18 protein-coding genes and 1 pseudogene are annotated in these 18,446 nt (G+C 53.8%); 12 read left to right on the top strand and 7 right to left on the bottom strand.

What is annotated here, in order from left to right:
* Positions 1-11 precede the first annotated feature (11 nt).
* Complete coding sequence (gene prs, locus AC3ITF_RS01720) at positions 12-872, bottom strand: ribose-phosphate diphosphokinase (protein WP_489176094.1); 861 nt, start codon at positions 870-872, stop codon at positions 12-14.
* 192 nt (positions 873-1,064) lie between these two features.
* Between prs and AC3ITF_RS01715 the strand changes: the two genes are divergently transcribed.
* From AC3ITF_RS01715 to AC3ITF_RS01700, 4 genes and pseudogenes are all read left to right on the top strand, one after another.
* The gene (locus AC3ITF_RS01715) at positions 1,065-1,784 is read left to right on the top strand and encodes an NUDIX hydrolase (protein WP_117342452.1); all 720 of its coding nucleotides are present in this window, start codon (positions 1,065-1,067) and stop codon (positions 1,782-1,784) included.
* Positions 1,785-1,819: 35 nt separating this feature from the next.
* Positions 1,820-2,882: pseudogene (locus AC3ITF_RS01710) on the top strand (hydrolase).
* 2 nt (positions 2,883-2,884) lie between these two features.
* Positions 2,885-3,103, top strand: coding sequence for a YheU family protein (locus AC3ITF_RS01705; RefSeq protein ID WP_096759303.1), 219 nt, complete (start codon positions 2,885-2,887; stop codon positions 3,101-3,103).
* A 52-nt stretch (positions 3,104-3,155) separates the two neighbouring features.
* Entirely contained in the window at positions 3,156-4,025 is an 870-nt protein-coding gene (locus tag AC3ITF_RS01700) for a phosphoribulokinase (RefSeq protein WP_096759302.1), read from the top strand.
* Between the two features lie 72 nt (positions 4,026-4,097).
* On the opposite strand, the gene AC3ITF_RS01695 is transcribed toward AC3ITF_RS01700, so the two are convergent.
* Positions 4,098-4,502: an OsmC family protein gene (locus AC3ITF_RS01695; protein WP_096759301.1), complete on the bottom strand. Its 405-nt coding sequence runs from the start codon at positions 4,500-4,502 to the stop codon at positions 4,098-4,100.
* A gap of 309 nt (positions 4,503-4,811) precedes the next feature.
* On the opposite strand from AC3ITF_RS01695, the gene crp reads away from it, so the two are divergent.
* Both crp and AC3ITF_RS01685 read left to right on the top strand, forming a co-directional pair.
* Positions 4,812-5,444, top strand: coding sequence for a cAMP-activated global transcriptional regulator CRP (gene crp, locus AC3ITF_RS01690; protein ID WP_000242758.1), 633 nt, complete (start codon positions 4,812-4,814; stop codon positions 5,442-5,444).
* Positions 5,445-5,495: 51 nt separating this feature from the next.
* Positions 5,496-7,583 carry a YccS/YhfK family putative transporter gene (locus tag AC3ITF_RS01685; RefSeq protein ID WP_096759300.1) on the top strand — a complete coding sequence of 696 codons (2,088 nt, stop codon included), beginning with the start codon at positions 5,496-5,498 and terminating at the stop codon, positions 7,581-7,583.
* A gap of 99 nt (positions 7,584-7,682) precedes the next feature.
* Here AC3ITF_RS01685 and argD read toward each other — a convergent pair whose 3' ends face one another.
* From argD to ppiA, 5 genes are all read right to left on the bottom strand, one after another.
* Positions 7,683-8,900: a bifunctional acetylornithine/succinyldiaminopimelate transaminase gene (gene argD, locus AC3ITF_RS01680; RefSeq protein WP_489176093.1), complete on the bottom strand. Its 1,218-nt coding sequence runs from the start codon at positions 8,898-8,900 to the stop codon at positions 7,683-7,685.
* Positions 8,901-8,985: 85 nt separating this feature from the next.
* Complete coding sequence (gene pabA / locus AC3ITF_RS01675) at positions 8,986-9,549, bottom strand: aminodeoxychorismate synthase component 2 (RefSeq protein WP_137399884.1); 564 nt, start codon at positions 9,547-9,549, stop codon at positions 8,986-8,988.
* Between the two features lie 31 nt (positions 9,550-9,580).
* Complete coding sequence (locus AC3ITF_RS01670) at positions 9,581-10,183, bottom strand: putative adenosine monophosphate-protein transferase Fic (RefSeq protein ID WP_117342456.1); 603 nt, start codon at positions 10,181-10,183, stop codon at positions 9,581-9,583.
* The gene (locus AC3ITF_RS01665; protein ID WP_115257317.1) at positions 10,173-10,340 is read right to left on the bottom strand and encodes a YhfG family protein; all 168 of its coding nucleotides are present in this window, start codon (positions 10,338-10,340) and stop codon (positions 10,173-10,175) included. Before AC3ITF_RS01665 ends, AC3ITF_RS01670 begins: the two co-directional genes overlap by 11 nt.
* Before the next feature lie 107 nt (positions 10,341-10,447).
* A complete protein-coding gene (gene ppiA, locus AC3ITF_RS01660; RefSeq protein WP_096759295.1) occupies positions 10,448-11,020 on the bottom strand; it encodes a peptidylprolyl isomerase A in 573 nt (190 codons plus the stop codon).
* A 264-nt stretch (positions 11,021-11,284) separates the two neighbouring features.
* Between ppiA and tsgA the strand changes: the two genes are divergently transcribed.
* The 6 genes from tsgA to AC3ITF_RS01630 all read left to right on the top strand — a co-directional run bounded on the left by tsgA (position 11,285) and on the right by AC3ITF_RS01630 (position 18,380).
* Positions 11,285-12,466 (top strand): MFS transporter TsgA, encoded by a 1,182-nt coding sequence (gene tsgA, locus AC3ITF_RS01655; RefSeq protein WP_115257316.1) that lies wholly within the window; start codon positions 11,285-11,287, stop codon positions 12,464-12,466.
* 271 nt (positions 12,467-12,737) lie between these two features.
* Positions 12,738-15,281, top strand: a complete 2,544-nt coding sequence (gene nirB, locus AC3ITF_RS01650) for an NADPH-nitrite reductase large subunit (RefSeq protein WP_096759293.1) — start codon at positions 12,738-12,740, stop codon at positions 15,279-15,281.
* Entirely contained in the window at positions 15,278-15,604 is a 327-nt protein-coding gene (nirD, locus tag AC3ITF_RS01645) for a nitrite reductase small subunit NirD (protein WP_115257314.1), read from the top strand. Before nirB ends, nirD begins: the two co-directional genes overlap by 4 nt.
* Positions 15,605-15,777: 173 nt before the next feature.
* On the top strand, positions 15,778-16,587 hold the full coding sequence (gene nirC / locus AC3ITF_RS01640; RefSeq protein WP_174361239.1) for a nitrite transporter NirC: 810 nt from the start codon (positions 15,778-15,780) through the stop codon (positions 16,585-16,587).
* A gap of 11 nt (positions 16,588-16,598) precedes the next feature.
* The gene (cysG, locus tag AC3ITF_RS01635) at positions 16,599-17,972 is read left to right on the top strand and encodes a siroheme synthase CysG (RefSeq protein WP_181517787.1); all 1,374 of its coding nucleotides are present in this window, start codon (positions 16,599-16,601) and stop codon (positions 17,970-17,972) included.
* 240 nt (positions 17,973-18,212) lie between these two features.
* Positions 18,213-18,380, top strand: a complete 168-nt coding sequence (locus tag AC3ITF_RS01630; RefSeq protein ID WP_096759289.1) for a DUF4223 family protein — start codon at positions 18,213-18,215, stop codon at positions 18,378-18,380.
* Positions 18,381-18,446 lie beyond the last annotated feature (66 nt).

Genomic DNA, 18,446 nt, shown 5'->3' with positions numbered 1-18,446 from the left:
AGGTGTCTCCCTCAGGCGCGGTAAATCGCGTCAATGTCGATAAGTTCAAGCTGCGGATGGGCCAGCGTAGAGGACGCTAACGATGTGGTGGTGTAAACGGCGTCAATGCCGTTGGCAAACAGGTGCTCAACGCCCTTAGAAAAGATCCCGTGGGTGACGTACAGGCTGACGCTGCGCGCGCCGGCATCGCGTAAAACCTGGGCAGAGCCAATGAAGGTGCCGCCAGCGTCGCACAGGTCGTCGACAATCAGCACATCCCGGTCTTTAACATCCCCGGCAACCAACGCGAAACCCGTCAGGTTGCCGCTGGCGACATCGCGTTTTTTGCTCAAAATGGCGTACTCAGCAGTCCCTGCGGCTCTGGCGACAGCATCAATTTTCTTTAATGCTCCGGCATCAGGAGCCACCAGCATCAGCGCATTTTGCTGGAACTGGCGCTGCAAGGTCGCGCTTTGCAGCAGACAGACCTCCTGGGGAAGAGTGATGAAATTATCGATAGCCGCTGCCGCCGCGTCGCTGTGTGGATCAAGTACCTTCACCTTGTCGAACTGCAACGTATTGAGCTGACGGGCAAAAACCTTCAGCGCAAAGCTGTCGCCCGCAACCATATGTCGGTCCTGGCGCGCCCACGGCAGCCAGGGAAGTTCAAGATGGCTGACCCGTACATCGGTCTGATGGCGCACCGCGTCGACCAACTGCGCCAATAGCATAAAGTCGTTCATATCGCGCATCGCCGTGGCACGAATGCGCATCTGGTGAGCGAAGCATGGCAACGCGTCGGTGACTTTCAACCAGACGGCCCCATCAGGGAAAATACCGCTGACAATAGCGTAAGCCTGGTCATCCAGCGTTAAGGTTAATTTTACGCTCATCTCGCTTCCCCTTTAAATTGTGTCCCTTCGACACAATTAATAATGTCTCTAAGACAATTATTAAGCAAGCATAAAATAAAGTATTTTTGAACGTGCGCTAATCAACTGATAATCAATGGAAAAAAAACGCACCTTGCCCACCGATACCGGGCTGGTACACTTGGCAGCGTTGCACATCATCGTGAGTATCTTATGACCACCGAAGCCGACTACCTGAATCAGTACGATGCCCGCCGCTTTCCCTCCCCACTGGTAACGGTGGATAGCGTGTTGTTTACCGTGCATCAACAGGCGCTGTGCGTGCTGCTGGTCGAACGGGCAAACCAGCCGCAGAAAGGACGTTGGGGATTACCAGGCGGCTTTATTGATATGGCACACGATGATTCCACTCGCGCCACAGCGCTGCGTAAACTCACTGAAAAAACTGGCGTTTCACCTTCGTGGCTGGAACAGCTGGACACATTTTCCGGGCCAGATCGTGACCCGCGTGGCTGGAGCCTGACGGTCACCTGGTTTGCGCTGATAGCCTGGGTGGACTGCGAACCGCATATTGCCAGCGTCAGCGATGCCCGCTGGGTCCCGGTTGATAAGCTTGCCGACTATCCGCTGGCCTTCGACCACCAGGCGATCATTGATGCCGCCCTGAACCGGCTGCGGCAAAAAACGAAGTATTCTTTACTGCCCGTTTATTGTTTGCCGGATACCTTTACCCATGGTCAGCTACAGGAAGCCACAGAGGTTATCCTCGGCCAGCCGATTCAGCGCAAAAGCCTGATCCGCCGCTTTGAGGCCTCAGATATGTTTGAAGATACCGGTGAAAGCATGGCCACCGGCACGCGGAAAGCCCGCCTGTGGCGACGTAAACCGGGTGTGGATTTTCATCTTTTCTCACGTAACCTGCTGGCTGAATAAGTACAAAATCACATATTGGCTAACCCGCAGGCTCTGTGCGCGGTATAGTTGCTGTTTTCGATGATTAATTGCTCTGGTGTTATGGTTGAAATCACTCCAACAGAAATGAATCTCCCTGCCGATGATTCGCGAGAATTCCGCCCGATGCGCGGGATCAGTAATCGCCATCTGCAGACCATGCTGCCGCGTTTAATTCGCCGTAAGGTGAAGTTCGACGCCCACTGGCAGCGTCTGGAATTACCCGACGGCGACTTTGTCGATCTGGCATGGAGTGAAGATCCGCATCAGGCGAAGCACAAACCGCGTCTGGTGGTTTTTCACGGTCTGGAAGGTAGCCTGAACAGCCCGTACGCCCACGGTCTGATTGAGGCGGCGCAAAAACGCGGCTGGTTAGGCGTGGTGATGCATTTTCGCGGCTGCAGCGGCGAGCCGAATCGCCTGAACCGCATTTATCACTCCGGTGAGACCGAGGACGGTACCTGGTTTTTACGCTGGCTGGAGCGCGAGTTCGGCCGCGTGCCAACCGCAGCGGTCGGCTACTCGCTCGGTGGCAACATGCTGGCCTGCCTGTTGGCCAAAGAAGGGAACGCTATCCCGATTGATGCCGCGGTTATTGTCTCCGCCCCCTTCGTGCTGGAAGCCTGTAGTTATCATATGGAAAAAGGGTTCTCCCGCGTTTACCAGCGCTATCTGCTTAATCTGTTAAAAGCCAATGCCTCGCGTAAGCTCGAAGCTTATCCTGGCTCGCTGCCGGTAAGCCTGGCACAGCTGAAGTCCCTGCGCCGCATTCGTGACTTTGACGATCTGATCACCGCCAAAATCCACGGTTTTGCCGATGCGATAGACTATTATCGTCAGTGTAGCGCCATGCCACTACTCAACCTGATCGCCAAACCGACGCTGATTATTCACGCCAAGGACGATCCTTTTATGGATCACCACGTGATCCCCAAACCGGAAAATCTGCCCTCACAGGTGGAATATCAGTTAACCGAGCACGGTGGACACGTCGGGTTTATTAGCGGCACGCTGCGCCATCCTGAGATGTGGCTGGAATCCCGTATCCCCGACTGGCTGACAACGTATCTGGAGGCATAATCATGCAGATCCCCTGGCAGGACTTATCCCCTGAAGCGCTGGACAATCTGATTGAAAGCTTTGTCTTGCGCGAAGGCACCGATTATGGTGAACATGAACGTTCGCTCGAACAAAAAGTCGCCGACGTCCGACGCCAGTTACAATCTGGCGAAGCTGTACTGGTATGGTCAGAACTGCATGAAACGGTCAACATTATGCCGCGAAAACAGTTTCGCGAATAACCCGCAGCCGGCGGCTGACTATAATAAAAACTAACCTATCCATGGAGTTATTATGTCTGCCAAACATCCGGTGATTGCGGTAACAGGATCCAGCGGCGCGGGGACCACCACCACCAGCCTCGCGTTTCGTAAAATTTTCGCCCAGTTAAATCTGCGCGCCGCCGAGGTGGAAGGCGACAGTTTTCACCGCTATACCCGTCCGGAGATGGACATGGCGATCCGCAAAGCGCGCGACGCCGGGCGACACATCAGTTACTTCGGCCCCGAAGCCAACGACTTCGGCCTGCTGGAACAAACCTTCAGCGAATACGGCCAGACCGGCAAAGGCCAGTCACGAAAATATCTGCACACCTACGATGAAGCCGTACCGTGGAATCAGGTTCCGGGAACGTTTACCCCGTGGCAGCCGCTGCCTGAACCCACAGACGTCTTATTCTATGAAGGCCTGCACGGTGGCGTGGTGACGCCGCAGCAAAACGTGGCGCGGCATGTTGATCTGCTGGTCGGCGTGGTACCGATCGTCAATCTGGAGTGGATCCAGAAGCTGACCCGCGACACCAGCGAGCGCGGTCACTCCCGCGAGGCGGTAATGGATTCGGTGGTACGTTCAATGGACGACTACATTAATTACATCACCCCGCAGTTTTCCCGTACGCATATTAACTTCCAGCGTGTACCGACCGTCGACACCTCCAATCCTTTTGCCGCCAAAAGCATTCCGTCACTGGATGAAAGCTTTGTAGTGATTCATTTTCGTAATCTGGAAGGCATCGACTTCCCGTGGCTGCTGGCGATGCTGCAGGGCTCATTCATTTCCCATATCAATACATTAGTGGTGCCGGGCGGCAAGATGGGGCTGGCGATGGAATTGATTATGCTGCCGCTGGTCCAGCGACTGATGGAAGGCAAAAAAATCGAGTAAAGCGTGGGAAGTGCCCGATGGCGTTACGCTTATCGGGCCTACAAATCAACATCATCCATCCGGCATCAGGGATTACGCGGCAATCACTTCATAGGAATGGGTAATATTCACCGCTTTTTCCAGCATCAGCGCCACGGAGCAGTATTTTTCCGCGGAGAGATCGACGGCGCGAGACACCGAAGCGTCTTTCAGATCGTTGCCGGTAACGATGAAATGCAGATTAATATGGGTAAACAGACGCGGCGCTTCTTCACGACGCTCGGAAGTGAGCTTCACTTCGCAGTTGGTCACATCCTGACGACCCTTTTGCAGGATCGACACCACATCAATGGCGCTACAGCCACCCGCAGCCATGAGTACCATTTCCATCGGGCTCGGCGCTTTATCACCGGAGTTACCGTCCATCAAGATTTGGTGGCCTGAGGCGGACTCACCGAGGAAGGTTAACCCCTCAACCCACTTTACACGCGCTTGCATATTTCGTAACTCCAATGTTTCAATTTTCCTGACAGATTACGCGTACATAACAATTCTCGCAACGGAAGGCGACCTGAGTCATGCTGAAGCGAGACACCAGGAGACACACGGCGAAAGCTATGCTAAAACAGTCAGGATGCTACAGTAATACATTGACGTACTGCATGTATGCAGAGGACATCACATTACAGGCTGCAGTTCACTTTTTAGCAGCCCCTTTCCCAGGTAGCGGGAAGCATATTTTTGCAACCCCAGAGGCAGCGTCGTGTTCTGACTCTGGAGACAGCTTATAACAGAGGATAACCGCGCATGGTGCTTGGCAAACCGCAAACAGACCCGACTCTCGAATGGTTCTTGTCTCATTGCCATATTCATAAGTACCCATCGAAGAGCACGCTGATTCACCAGGGTGAAAAAGCGGAAACGTTGTATTACATCGTTAAAGGCTCAGTGGCAGTGCTGATCAAAGATGAAGAAGGGAAAGAAATGATCCTCTCTTATCTGAATCAGGGCGATTTCATTGGTGAATTAGGCCTGTTTGAAGAAGGCCAGGAACGTAGCGCCTGGGTACGTGCCAAAACCGCATGTGAAGTTGCTGAAATTTCATACAAAAAATTTCGTCAATTAATCCAGGTTAACCCGGATATTCTGATGCGCCTGTCTTCTCAGATGGCTCGTCGCCTGCAGGTAACGTCCGAAAAAGTAGGCAACCTGGCCTTCCTGGATGTCACCGGTCGTATCGCCCAGACCCTGTTGAACCTGGCGAAACAACCTGACGCGATGACCCACCCGGACGGCATGCAGATCAAAATCACCCGTCAGGAAATTGGCCAGATCGTTGGCTGCTCCCGTGAAACCGTTGGTCGTATCCTGAAAATGCTGGAAGATCAGAACCTGATCTCCGCGCACGGTAAGACCATCGTCGTCTACGGCACGCGTTAACCTCGTCGAAATGGCGCGTTACCTGGTAATGCGCCATTTTTGTTTGCACCGATGTGGCGAAGACTGATTTATCACCCCGAGATCAACTACGCACTACGACAAACGCTGGTGCTGTGTTTACCCGTGGCTGTCGGTCTTATCATCGGTCAGCTTCATCTGGGACTGCTATTCTCCCTCGTCCCCGCCTGCTGCAACATTGCCGGTCTTGATACCCCGCATAAGCGATTTTTTAAACGCTTAGTTATTGGCGCGTCACTGTTTGCCGGATGTAGCCTGATCATGCAGCTATTGCTGGCAGAAAGCATTGCGCTCCCGCTGATCCTTACCGGCCTGACGCTGGTTCTCGGCGTGACCGCCGAGTTAAGCCCGCTGCATGCACGACTGCTGCCCGCCTCACTGATTGCGGCAATTTTCACGCTAAGCCTGGCTGGCAACATGCCGGTCTGGGAACCGCTGCTGATCTATGCGCTGGGAACTTTGTGGTACGGCGCGTTCAACTGGTTCTGGTTCTGGCTGTGGCGTGAGCAGCCGCTGCGCGAATCGCTCAGCCTGTTATATCGCGAACTGGCCGATTACTGTGAAGCGAAATACAGCCTGCTAACCCAGCACGTCGATCCCGAAAAAGCGCTGCCCCCGCTGCTGGTTCGCCAGCAAAAAGCGGTGGATCTGATCACCCAGTGCTATCAGCAAATGCATATGCTGTCGGCGCATCACAACAACGAGTACAAACGCCTGCTACGGGCCTTTCAGGAGGCGCTGGATTTGCAGGAGCATATTTCCGTCAGCCTGCATCAACCAGAAGAGGTGCAGAAGCTGGTCGAACGCAGTCATGCAGAACAGGTGATTCGCTGGAATGCGCGCACCGTCGCCGACCGGTTACGCGTACTGGCAGATGACATTCTGTATCACCGCTTACCAACACGCTTTTCGATGGAAAAACAGATTGGCACGCTGGAGAAAATTGCCAACCAGCACCCGGAAAACCCGGTCGGGCAGTTTTGCTACTGGCACTTTAGCCGCATTGCCCGCGTGCTACGCACCCAGCGTCCGCTGTATGCCCGAGATTTAATGGCCGACAAACAGCGCCGCCTGCCGTTACTCCCGGCCCTGAAAAACTATCTGTCGCTGAAATCTCCCGCGTTGCGTAATGCCGGGCGTATCAGCGTCATGCTGAGCATCGCCAGCCTGATGGGCAGCGCCTTACACCTGCCCAAACCTTATTGGATCCTGATGACGGTCCTGTTCGTCACGCAAAATGGCTACGGTGCCACGCGGGTACGCATTCTGCATCGTTCGCTGGGTACGCTTGTCGGGCTGGTGATTGCCGGCGTCACGCTGCACTTTCATATTCCGGAAGGGTTTACGCTGGCTGCCATGCTGGTCATCACCCTCGTCAGCTATCTGATCATGCGCAAAAACTACGGCTGGGCCACCGTCGGGTTTACGGTTACGGCGGTGTATACCCTGCAGTTGCTGACGCTGAACGGAGAACAGTTTATTGTGCCGCGCTTTGTCGATACGGTGCTGGGCTGTTTGATTGCCTTTGGCGGCACGCTCTGGCTGTGGCCACAGTGGCAAAGCGGCCTGCTGCGCAAAAACGCCCACGACGCTCTGGAAGCTGACCAGGAAGCTATTCGCCTGATCCTCAGCAACGATCCACAGGCCACACCGCTGGCGTATCAGCGTATGCGGGTCAACCAGGCGCATAACACGCTGTTTAACTCACTGAACCAGGCGATGCAGGAGCCAGGATTTAACTCACATTACCTGGCCGATATGAAACTGTGGGTCACGCACAGCCAGTTCATCGTCGAACATATTAATGCGATGACCACGCTGGCCCGGGAACACACCATGTTGACGCCGGATTTGGCGCAGCGGTATCTGCAGTCCTGTGAAATTGCGATTCAGCGTTGTCAGCAGCGGCTGGAATATGACGGGCCGGGGAGCTCCGGTGATGTGAATATTCTCGAGTCGTCGGAGATGCTGTCCCACGGTCCATTAAGTACCCTGGAGCAGCATCTGCAACGTATACTGGGGCATCTGAATACCATGCACACCATTTCGTCGGTGGCATGGCGTCAACGCCCGCACCACGGTATCTGGCTGAGCCGCCGGTTGCGGGATATGAAAGGTTAAGATCGACTGCCGGATGCGCTACGCTTATCCGGCCTACGAATCACACCTTACCCTGTAGGCCGGATAAGGCGTTTACGCCGCCATCCGGCAATCAACCAATCAGCCCACCACCTTCGCCACCGCTTGCGCAAAGCGCTGCATCCCTTCATCGATATCCGCCTCTTCCACCACCAGCGATGGCGCAAAACGCATCACATCCGGCCCCGCGTTCAGTACCATAACGCCTTCATGAGCAGCGGCGTAGAGGAAATCACGCGCCCGACCTTTGAACTGCGGTTTCAGCTCCGCGCCAATCAGCAGTCCCATACCGCGAATATCGCTAAAAATGTCATACTGAGCATCTATTTTCTGTAAATGCGCAACAAATGCCTGACGTTTGACCTGAATACCGTCCAGCACGTCCGGCGTGTTGATAATATCGAACGCCGTCTCTGCAACCGCACAGGCCAGCGGGTTACCGCCGTAGGTTGAACCGTGCGAACCGACATGGAACGCAGAAGCGATTTCCTGAGTGGTCAACATCGCGCTCACCGGGAAACCGCCGCCGAGGGCTTTGGCGCTGGTCAGGATATCCGGCGTCACGCCGTAGTGCATATAGGCAAACAGGTCGCCGGTACGCCCCATACCACACTGCACTTCATCAAACACCAGCAATGCCTGATGCTGATCGCACAGTTCGCGCAGGCCCTGCAGGAATTCCGGCGTGGCGGCCATAACACCCCCTTCGCCCTGAATTGGCTCGACCACCACCGCGCAGGTGTGATCGTCCATCACCGCTTTTACCGCATGCAGGTCGTTAAACGGTACATGGATAATGTCCGCCGGTTTTGGCCCAAAGCCGTCAGAATATTTTGGCTGCCCACCGACGGAAACGGTAAACAGCGAGCGGCCATGAAACGCATTATGGAAGGCGATAATTTTGGTTTTGAACGGACTATGGCGGACGCAGGCATAATGGCGTGCCAGCTTAAAGGCGGTTTCGTTGGCTTCAGTGCCAGAGTTCATGAACAGCACGCGTTCAGCAAAGGTCGCATCAATGATTTTGCGGCCTAAGCGCAGTGCAGGCTCATTGGTGAAAACGTTACTGGTGTGCCACAGGGTTTCGCCCTGCGTTTTTAACGTTTCGACCAGGGCCGGATGGCAATGCCCTAACGCGGTAACTGCAATACCACCCGCGAAATCAACATACTCTTTACCCTGTTGATCCCAGACTCGACTTCCTTTCCCTTTGACCGGAATAAACTCTGCCGGTGCATAAATCGGCAGAATCACTTCATCGAATGTCGCGCGCGTAATTGCAGTTTGTTCAGTTGCCATGTCATTACCACCCAGTTAAGCAGAAATGCTAGTGAAATTATAATCACAAAATATGAATAAAAAGTCACTGAATAGCAACTACAAATCACCGATTGAGGAAATTAGCCAGCAGCTGATGCCCCTGCTCACTGAGGATACTCTCCGGGTGAAACTGCACGCCTTCCAAATCCCACTCGCGGTGGCGAATGCCCATAATCTCCTGCGTTTCACTCCAGGCCGTTACCTCAAAGCAGGCCGGCAGCGTCTCAGGTGCAACCACCAGAGAGTGGTAGCGCGTCACCGTTAGCGGGTTCGCCAGCCCCTGAAAAACGCCCTGCCCGGTATGCGTAATCGGGGAGGTCTTACCGTGCATGACTTTCGCCGCCCGCACGACGCTGGCACCAAACGCCTGCGCCATCGCCTGGTGGCCCAGACAGACGCCCAGCATCGGGGTTATTCCCGCATAGTGACGGATGACATCCAGCGAAATCCCGGCATCATCCGGCGTGCAGGGACCGGGGGAAATAACGATTTTTTGCGGACTTAACGCATCAATTTGCGCCAGCGTCAGCTCGTCGTTGCGCCTGACAAGGACCTCTGCGCCCAGTTCGCAGAAATATTGATACAGGTTCCAGGTAAAAGAATCGTAGTTATCGATAAGCAGGATCATGGCGGCTCCGGTACAGAAAAACCGCGCTATTCTACCCAGTTTCTCGGGCTTCGCTTACCACTTTACGAAATATCGCCCGCAGCGCCGACAGGTCGCCCATCGCACCACTCTGGTTGGCCTGATTCCACTCTTCGACCGGGATACCCTCCCAACTGAGCATATACCCGGCATGAACCGCTAACTGTTCGAAGAAAATACGTTGGGCCAGACCGCTGCCAATACGAAATGGGTGTAGCACATTAATTTCGCAATAATAATGCGCAAGTCGGTCGATAAACTTATCCGCCGACAGCCCCACCAGCCAGGACTCGTCTTCCAGGTCCTGCATCAGCGCGTTACCCTCTTTCTCGATGTAAGCAAAGTGGCAGAAGCGGGTATCGCCCTGGTAAATATCGACCTCGCGTAGATGGCCCGCCCAGTCAAAAATATCCTGATAGAGCTGGCGATGAATAGCGCACAGATGCGGCAGACCGCGTTTTAGCGGGCCCAGCCCAATCGTCGCCGCCCGCAGCGCCGTCAATTCGTAGGCCGCCTGCGCCAGACGCTGGGCCTGATGGACCCCGAGACGATTACGCATCACGTTCAGGCCCGGATACAAATAGGGATCTCGCCCATCACCGAATTTATCGCTCATAGTGCCTCCTCAATTCTTCAAGGCGCGCCAGGGCATCTTCAGCGCTCAGCGTAACCCGTGGAATCTCCACGCCTTCCAGACGTCGGCTAGCCTGGAAATTGCCGTTTCGCAGTTGCTCCCAAAGACAGGACTTTTGTTTATCGGTGAGTTTTTTCACGTGACCTCCCTGAATGAGCCAGCACTTGCCACAAGTATAAGCAGCAATTTCGGGTTACGCAGAGAAGGGAGAGAACGCGGGCAGGAACCGCCCGCGCAAAAATACGATTACGGCAGGACTTTCGCAGACAGGATAACAATCGGTTTGGACGGAACGTTCTGGTAAGGGCCGACGTCGTGGGTCGGTACCTGAGCTATCTTATCCGCGACATCCATCCCCTTCACCACTTTACCAAAAACGGCATAGCCGAAGTCACGCTGGCCGTGATCGAGGAAAGCGTTGTCCGCAATGTTGATAAAGAACTGGCTGGTCGCGCTGTCTTTGTCTGCGGTCCGCGCCATGGCAATGGTGCCACGGGTATTGCGCAGCCCGTTATCGGCTTCATTTTTGATAGGCGGGTTAGGTTTCTTCTGCTGCATCTGCTCGGTAAAACCGCCGCCCTGTACCATAAACCCAGGGATCACACGGTGAAACGTGGTGTTGTTATAGAAACCACTATTTACATAATCGACAAAGTTTTGCACTGAAACCGGGGCCTTTTGGCTGTTCAGCTCCAGCTCAATGTTACCAGCAGAGGTCGTCAGCAGTACACGTGGGTCACCTTTCGCTGCCAGTGCTGCGGGAGAGAGGGCAGAAAGAGCGAGAACAGCTGCAACAGCCGCCAGAGTCGATTTGAGCATGAGAATTCCTTTACAAGAGCAGAAATGAAGCAAGTGAATTGATTCTAAAGAGCCTTCCATGACAAGGCCATCCCTTTACTTAATTTTACGAATCTGAAACAAATGTAAATACTTTGCAACGCGCATCAATGTGATCATGATCACATTGAAATATGTAATAGAAACAGCAGTTGCTAAAAAATATTTAAATACATCAACAAAACGCCTAAAATCCGCCCGCTCACGGCGCCTTCAATGCGCCTTACACTTCTATACAGGCCAGTCATGACTAACAGCAATCGTATCAAGCTCACATGGATCAGCTTTCTCTCCTACGCCCTGACAGGCGCGTTGGTTATTGTCACCGGGATGGTGATGGGAAACATCGCAGACTATTTCCATTTGCCCGTTTCCAGTATGAGTAACACCTTCACCTTTCTGAATGCCGGTATTCTGATCTCTATTTTTCTGAATGCGTGGTTGATGGAAATTGTCCCGTTGAAAACGCAACTACGTTTTGGCTTTATTCTGATGCTGCTGGCTGTCGCCGGACTGATGCTCACGCATAGCCTGGCGCTGTTCTCCGCCGCCATGTTTGTGCTGGGGGTCGTCAGCGGGATCACCATGTCGATTGGTACTTTCCTGGTCACCCAGATGTATGAAGGTCGCCAGCGTGGATCTCGCCTGCTGTTTACAGATTCCTTCTTCAGCATGGCGGGCATGATTTTCCCGATGGTTGCCGCGTACCTGCTGGCGCGTAGCATCGAATGGTACTGGGTCTACGCCTGTATCGGCCTGGTGTACGTCGCCATTTTCCTGCTGACCTTTGGCTGTGAGTTCCCGGCGCTGGGTAAACACGCGCAGCAACCGGAAACACCGGTGGCGAAAGAGAAGTGGGGCATCGGTGTGCTGTTTTTGTCCATCGCCGCGCTGTGCTACATCCTCGGTCAGTTGGGTTTTATCTCCTGGGTGCCGGAATACGCCAAAAGCCTCGGCATGAGCCTGAACGATGCAGGTAAACTGGTCAGCGATTTCTGGATGTCCTACATGGTGGGTATGTGGGCGTTTAGCTTTATCCTGCGCTTCTTTGATTTGCAGCGTATCCTGACCGTGCTGGCAGGACTGGCAACCGTATTGATGTATCTCTTCATCACCGGTACGCCAGAGCACATGCCGTGGTTCATCCTGACGCTGGGCTTCTTCTCCAGCGCCATCTATACCACCATTATCACCCTCGGCTCCCAGCAGACTAAAGTGGCCTCACCGAAGCTGGTTAACTTCGTCCTGACCTGCGGCACCATTGGGACCATGTTAACCTTCGTGGTGACCGGTCCGATCGTTGCCCACAGCGGTCCTCTGGCCGCACTACAAACCGCGAATGGCCTGTATGCCGTGGTATTCGTGATGTGCTTTATCCTTGGGTTTGTCACGCGTCATCGCCAGCATAACGCACCGGCTGTGCAGTAAACCTGAATGCCGGATAGCGGCTCTGATTATCCGGCATTTATCACTCCCCTTTCTAACCCTTAGGATCCTGACCTATTCACACTAAAACCCCTTAATTTGTACGCTAATCATACAAACATGAAAAGCCTGTCAATTCCGTGACTTATAAAAACGCTGACAAATCAGTTATATACCTCTTAAGGAGTATATAAGGGCGAAATTGATTTGTATCAATAAGCGGGGTTGCTGAATCGTTAAGGTAGGCAGTAATAGAAAAGAAATCGAGGCAAAAATGAGCAAAGTCAGACTCGCTATTATCGGTAATGGTATGGTCGGCCATCGCTTTATTGAGGATCTTCTTGATAAATCCGATGCGGACAAGTTTGATATTACCGTCTTCTGTGAAGAACCCCGCAAAGCATACGACCGCGTACACCTGTCTTCTTACTTCTCTCACCACACTGCTGAAGAGCTGTCTCTGGTGCGTGAAGGCTTCTACGAGAAGCACGGCGTGAAGGTATTAGTCGGCGAACGCGCGATTACCATCAACCGCCAGGAGAAGGTGATCCACTCCAGCGCTGGTCGTACGGTTTATTACGATAAACTGATCATGGCAACCGGCTCCTACCCGTGGATCCCGCCAATTAAAGGTTCGGAAACGCAGGACTGTTTCGTTTACCGTACCATTGAAGACCTCAACGCCATTGAGTCTTGCGCTCGTCGCAGTAAACGCGGCGCCGTTGTCGGTGGTGGCCTGCTGGGTCTGGAAGCCGCAGGTGCCCTGAAAAGCTTAGGCGTTGAAACCCACGTGATTGAATTCGCCCCGATGCTGATGGCTGAACAGCTGGATCAGATGGGTGGCGAGCAGTTACGTCGCAAAATTGAAAGCATGGGCGTGCGTGTGCACACCAGCAAAAATACCAAAGAGATCGTCCAGCAAGGCACTGAAGCGCGTAAAACCATGCGCTTTGCCGACGGCAGCGAACTGGAAGTCGACTTCATTGTCTTCTCCACCGGTATTCGCCCGCGCGACAAACTGGCAACCCAGTGCGGCCTTGATGTGGCACAGCGTGGTGGTATCGTGATCAACGACGCCTGCCAGACCTCTGACCCGGATATCTACGCTATCGGCGAATGCGCCAGCTGGAACGACCGCGTTTATGGCCTGGTCGCACCGGGGTACAAAATGGCGCAGGTCGCCGTTGACCATATTCTCGGTAGCAAAAACGCGTTCGAAGGCGCAGACCTGAGCGCCAAGCTGAAACTGCTGGGCGTAGATGTCGGCGGTATCGGCGACGCACATGCGCGTACACCGGGCGCCCGTAGCTACGTTTACCTCGACGAAAGTAAAGAAGTCTACAAACGCCTGATCGTCAGCGAAGATAACAAAACGCTGCTGGGCGCGGTTCTGGTGGGTGACACCAGCGATTACGGCAACCTGCTGCAGCTGGTGCTGAACGCCATCGAACTGCCGGAAAACCCGGACTCACTGATCCTGCCAGCACACTCAGGCAGCGGTAAGCCGTCCATCGGCGTGGATAAACTGCCGGACAGCGCGCAGATTTGTTCCTGCTTCGACGTCACCAAAGGCATGCTGGTTGCCGCCATTAACAAAGGCTGCCACACCGTTGCAGCGCTGAAAGCCGAAACCAAAGCCGGTACTGGCTGCGGTGGTTGTATTCCGCTGGTTACCCAGGTGCTGAATGCCGAACTGGCGAAACAGGGCATCGAAGTCAACAACAACCTGTGCGATCACTTCCCGTACTCACGTCAGGAACTGTTCCATCTCATCCGCGTGGAAGGCATTAAAACCTTCGAGGAATTGCTGGCGAAACACGGTAAAGGTTACGGCTGCGAAGTATGTAAACCAACCGTCGGTTCCCTGCTGGCCTCCTGCTGGAATGAATACATCCTCAAGCCGCAGCACACGCCGCTGCAGGATACCAACGACAACTTCCTGGCCAACATCCAGAAAGACGGTACCTACTCCGTTATCCCACGCTCTGCCGGTGGCGAAATTACCCCGGAAGGTCTGGTTGCCGTGGGCCGTATCGCTCGTGAGTTCAATCTGTACACCAAGATCACCGGTTCTCAGCGTATTGGTCTGTTCGGCGCGCAAAAAGATGACCTGCCGGAAATCTGGCGTCAGTTGATTGAAGCGGGCTTCGAAACCGGTCATGCGTATGCTAAAGCGCTGCGTATGGCGAAAACCTGCGTGGGTAGCACCTGGTGCCGTTATGGTGTCGGCGATAGCGTAGGCTTCGGCGTTGAGCTTGAAAACCGCTACAAGGGCATTCGTACCCCGCACAAAATGAAGTTTGGCGTCTCTGGCTGTACCCGTGAGTGCGCAGAAGCCCAAGGTAAAGACGTGGGTATCATCGCTACTGAAAAAGGCTGGAACCTGTACGTCTGTGGTAACGGCGGGATGAAACCACGCCATGCGGATCTACTGGCAGCGGATCTCGACCGTGAAACGCTGATGAAATACCTTGACCGCTTCATGATGTTCTACATCCGTACTGCGGACAAACTGACCCGTACCGCACCGTGGTTAGATAACCTGGAAGGCGGCATCGAGTATCTGAAGTCTGTCATCATCGACGACAAGCTGGGCCTGAACGAGCATCTGGAAGAAGAGATGGCGCGTCTGCGTGAAGCCGTCGTATGCGAGTGGACAGAAACCGTCAACACGCCGTCCGCGCAGGTTCGCTTCAAGCACTTTATCAACAGCGATAAACGCGATCCGAATGTCCAGGTTGTGCCTGAACGTGAACAACATCGCCCGGCCACGCCGTATGAGCGTATCCCGGTCACTCTGGTGGAGGAAAACGCATGAGCCAGTGGAAAAACATCTGCAAAATCGATGACATTCTGCCTGCAACAGGCGTCTGCGCCCTGTTAGGTAAAGAGCAAGTCGCGATTTTCCGTCCTTATCACAGCGACCAGGTGTTTGCGATCAGCAACATCGACCCGTTCTTCCAGTCCAGCGTACTTTCACGCGGGATTATTGCTGAGCACCAGGGCGAGCTATGGGTTGCCAGCCCGCTGAAAAAACAGCGCTTCCGCCTCAGCGACGGTCTGTGCATGGAGGACGAAAGTCATTCCGTGGCGCACTACGAAGCCCGGGTGAAAGACGGCATGGTGCAGTTGCGCGGTTAGTAAATTATTGGGAGGCGCAATGCCTCCCTTTTTAGACGTATTGGTAGGCCTTTTTAGTAGGCCTGATAAGCGTAGCGCCATCAGGCACATTGCCGGATGGCGGCATAACTGCCTTATCCGGCCTACGGTTACGATTTTATTTTACTTTTTTTTCTTCAAGGATAATCAAACACATGTTTACAGACACTATCAATAAGTGTGCGGCTAACGCTGCGCGCATTGCACGCCTGTCGGCCAACAACCCATTCGGTTTCTGGGTCAGTTCCGCCATGGCGGGCGCTTATGTCGGTCTCGGCATCATTCTTATTTTCACTCTCGGCAATCTGCTTGATCCATCCGTACGTCCGCTGGTGATGGGTGCAACCTTTGGTATTGCCTTAACGCTGGTGATTATTGCCGGTTCAGAGCTGTTTACCGGGCACACCATGTTCCTGACGCTTGGCGTCAAAGCGGGCACTATCAGCCACGGTCAGATGTGGGCCATTCTGCCGCAAACCTGGCTGGGAAATCTGCTCGGTTCCGTGTTCGTCGCCCTGCTGTACAGCTGGGGTGGCGGTAGCCTGCTGCCGGTCGATACCAGCATCGTACATAGCGTTGCCCTGGCGAAAACCACAGCCCCTGCCAGCGTACTGTTCTTTAAAGGTGCGTTGTGTAACTGGTTGGTTTGCCTGGCAATCTGGATGGCGATCCGTACTGAAGGTGCGGCGAAGTTCCTCGCCATCTGGTGGTGCCTGCTGGCGTTTATCGCTTCTGGCTATGAACACTCCGTTGCCAACATGACGCTATTTGCGCTCTCCTGGTTCGGTCATCACAGCGATGCCTATACCTTGTCCGGAATTGGCCATAACCTGCTGTGGGTGACACTCGGTAATACTTTGTCCGGTGTCGTATTCATGGGGTTGGGTTATTGGTATGCTACGCCAAAATCGGAGCGTCCCGTTCCGGCAAAAATCAACCAAACTGAGGCTGCTGCCAATAATTAAGGGGTAATGTCGTGGATCATTTGCCTATATTTTGTCAACTACGTGACCGCGACTGCTTGATCGTCGGCGGTGGTGATGTCGCAGAACGCAAAGCGCGGTTACTGCTGGAAGCAGGCGCCCGTTTAACGGTTAATGCGCTAGCGTTTATTCCACAGTTCACCGTATGGGCAAATGAAGGCATGCTGACGCTGGTTGAGGGGCCGTTTGACGAAGCCCTGCTCGACTCCTGCTGGCTGGCGATCGCCGCCACCGATGACGATGCCGTCAACCTTCGCGTCAGCAACGCCGCTGAATCACGTCGCATCTTCTGTAACGTGGTCGACGCCCCAAAAGCGGCCAGTTTCATCATGCCCTCCATTATTGACCGTTCACCACTGATGGTGGCGGTCTCCTCTGGCGGCACCTCTCCTGTTCTGGCGCGACTGCTGCGTGAAAGGCTCGAATCCGTGTTGCCACAGCATCTGGGCCAGGTCGCGCAGTATGCAGGACAGCTGCGTTCCCGGGTGAAAAAGCAGTTCGCCAGTATGGGTGAACGTCGCCGCTTCTGGGAAAAGCTGTTTGTTAACGACAGGCTGGCGCAGTCTCTGGCAAACGACGATCGGCAGGCAATAGAAGAAACGACCGAGCAGATGCTCAGCGAACCGCTGGACCATCGTGGCGAAGTAGTGCTGGTTGGTGCCGGTCCAGGCGATGCCGGGCTGCTGACGCTGAAAGGGCTACAACAGATCCAGCAGGCCGATGTCGTGGTGTATGACCGCCTGGTTTCCGATGACATCATGAACCTTGTTCGTCGCGATGCCGATCGTATTTTCGTCGGCAAGCGTGCGGGTTATCACTGCGTACCGCAGGAAGAGATCAACCAGATCCTGCTGAACCAGGCGAAACAGGGCAAACGCGTAGTGCGCCTGAAAGGCGGCGACCCGTTCATCTTTGGTCGCGGTGGCGAAGAGCTGGAAACCCTGTGCCACGAAGGTATCCCGTTCTCTGTTGTTCCCGGTATTACCGCGGCGTCCGGCTGTTCTGCCTATTCCGGCATTCCGCTGACGCATCGAGATTACGCCCAGAGCGTACGCCTGGTCACCGGACACCTGAAGACCGGCGGCGAGCTGGACTGGGAAAACCTGGCAGCAGAAAAACAGACGCTGGTGTTCTATATGGGGCTGAATCAGGCGGCCACTATCCAGGAAAAATTGATCGCGTTTGGGATGCCAGCAGACATGCCGGTTGCGCTGGTCGAAAACGGGACCTCCGTGAAACAGCGCGTTGTCAATGGTGTACTGACGCAACTCGGTGAACTGGCGCTACAGGTGGAAAGCCCGGCGCTGATCATTGTTGGTCGCGTGGTTGGCCTGCGCGATAAGCTGAACTGGTTCTCAAACCATTAATATTCAGGCGCTATGTTTTCTGCATAGCGCCGTTTTTTGATTACCCTTCCAGTCATTATCCTTCATCTTTAATCATCATCAATTATTATTTTTTAAAAATTCTTAAATCTACTATTAAGTTAAAAGAACAAGTAATAACTTCCTGGTCACGTTATATATAGCAAGCTTAATTCACTACGTGTTTTTCGAAGCATATGGAATTGGCATACTGATATTTTATTGATTGATAGGGATTATTAAATGAAAAACATGCTTAAAGCTGCTGCAGTACTGCTGGCTCTCTCCACATTGACTGCCTGCACCGGTAGCGTTCAGAACAAAAACAAGACCTGTGATTACGATTATTTTCTGCACCCAGCCATTTCTATTTCTAAAATCATTGGCGGCTGCGGTGACACTGCGCTGTAATTATTTATATTCCGTATAAATATATAAAGCCGGGTTATCTCCCATGCCGTTATAATATTAAACAGT

The sequence above is a fragment of the Citrobacter sp. KH_055_1 genome, from assembly GCF_057838705.1.
Note: the sequence above shows the minus strand (reverse complement) of the source record. Positions and strands in the feature narration are given on the sequence as shown.

Bases quoted from the DNA above. Each gene is read 5' to 3' on its own strand.
- prs (WP_489176094.1), bottom strand. From the start codon at position 872: ATGAGCGTAAAATTAACCTTAACGCTGGATGACCAGGCTTACGCTATT.
- AC3ITF_RS01715 (WP_117342452.1), top strand. From the start codon at position 1,065: ATGACCACCGAAGCCGACTACCTGAATCAGTACGATGCCCGCCGCTTT.
- AC3ITF_RS01705 (WP_096759303.1), top strand. From the start codon at position 2,885: ATGCAGATCCCCTGGCAGGACTTATCCCCTGAAGCGCTGGACAATCTG.
- AC3ITF_RS01700 (WP_096759302.1), top strand. From the start codon at position 3,156: ATGTCTGCCAAACATCCGGTGATTGCGGTAACAGGATCCAGCGGCGCG.
- AC3ITF_RS01695 (WP_096759301.1), bottom strand. From the start codon at position 4,502: ATGCAAGCGCGTGTAAAGTGGGTTGAGGGGTTAACCTTCCTCGGTGAG.
- crp (WP_000242758.1), top strand. From the start codon at position 4,812: ATGGTGCTTGGCAAACCGCAAACAGACCCGACTCTCGAATGGTTCTTG.
- AC3ITF_RS01685 (WP_096759300.1), top strand. From the start codon at position 5,496: ATGTGGCGAAGACTGATTTATCACCCCGAGATCAACTACGCACTACGA.
- argD (WP_489176093.1), bottom strand. From the start codon at position 8,900: ATGGCAACTGAACAAACTGCAATTACGCGCGCGACATTCGATGAAGTG.
- pabA (WP_137399884.1), bottom strand. From the start codon at position 9,549: ATGATCCTGCTTATCGATAACTACGATTCTTTTACCTGGAACCTGTAT.
- AC3ITF_RS01670 (WP_117342456.1), bottom strand. From the start codon at position 10,183: ATGAGCGATAAATTCGGTGATGGGCGAGATCCCTATTTGTATCCGGGC.
- ppiA (WP_096759295.1), bottom strand. From the start codon at position 11,020: ATGCTCAAATCGACTCTGGCGGCTGTTGCAGCTGTTCTCGCTCTTTCT.
- tsgA (WP_115257316.1), top strand. From the start codon at position 11,285: ATGACTAACAGCAATCGTATCAAGCTCACATGGATCAGCTTTCTCTCC.
- nirB (WP_096759293.1), top strand. From the start codon at position 12,738: ATGAGCAAAGTCAGACTCGCTATTATCGGTAATGGTATGGTCGGCCAT.
- nirD (WP_115257314.1), top strand. From the start codon at position 15,278: ATGAGCCAGTGGAAAAACATCTGCAAAATCGATGACATTCTGCCTGCA.
- nirC (WP_174361239.1), top strand. From the start codon at position 15,778: ATGTTTACAGACACTATCAATAAGTGTGCGGCTAACGCTGCGCGCATT.
- AC3ITF_RS01630 (WP_096759289.1), top strand. From the start codon at position 18,213: ATGAAAAACATGCTTAAAGCTGCTGCAGTACTGCTGGCTCTCTCCACA.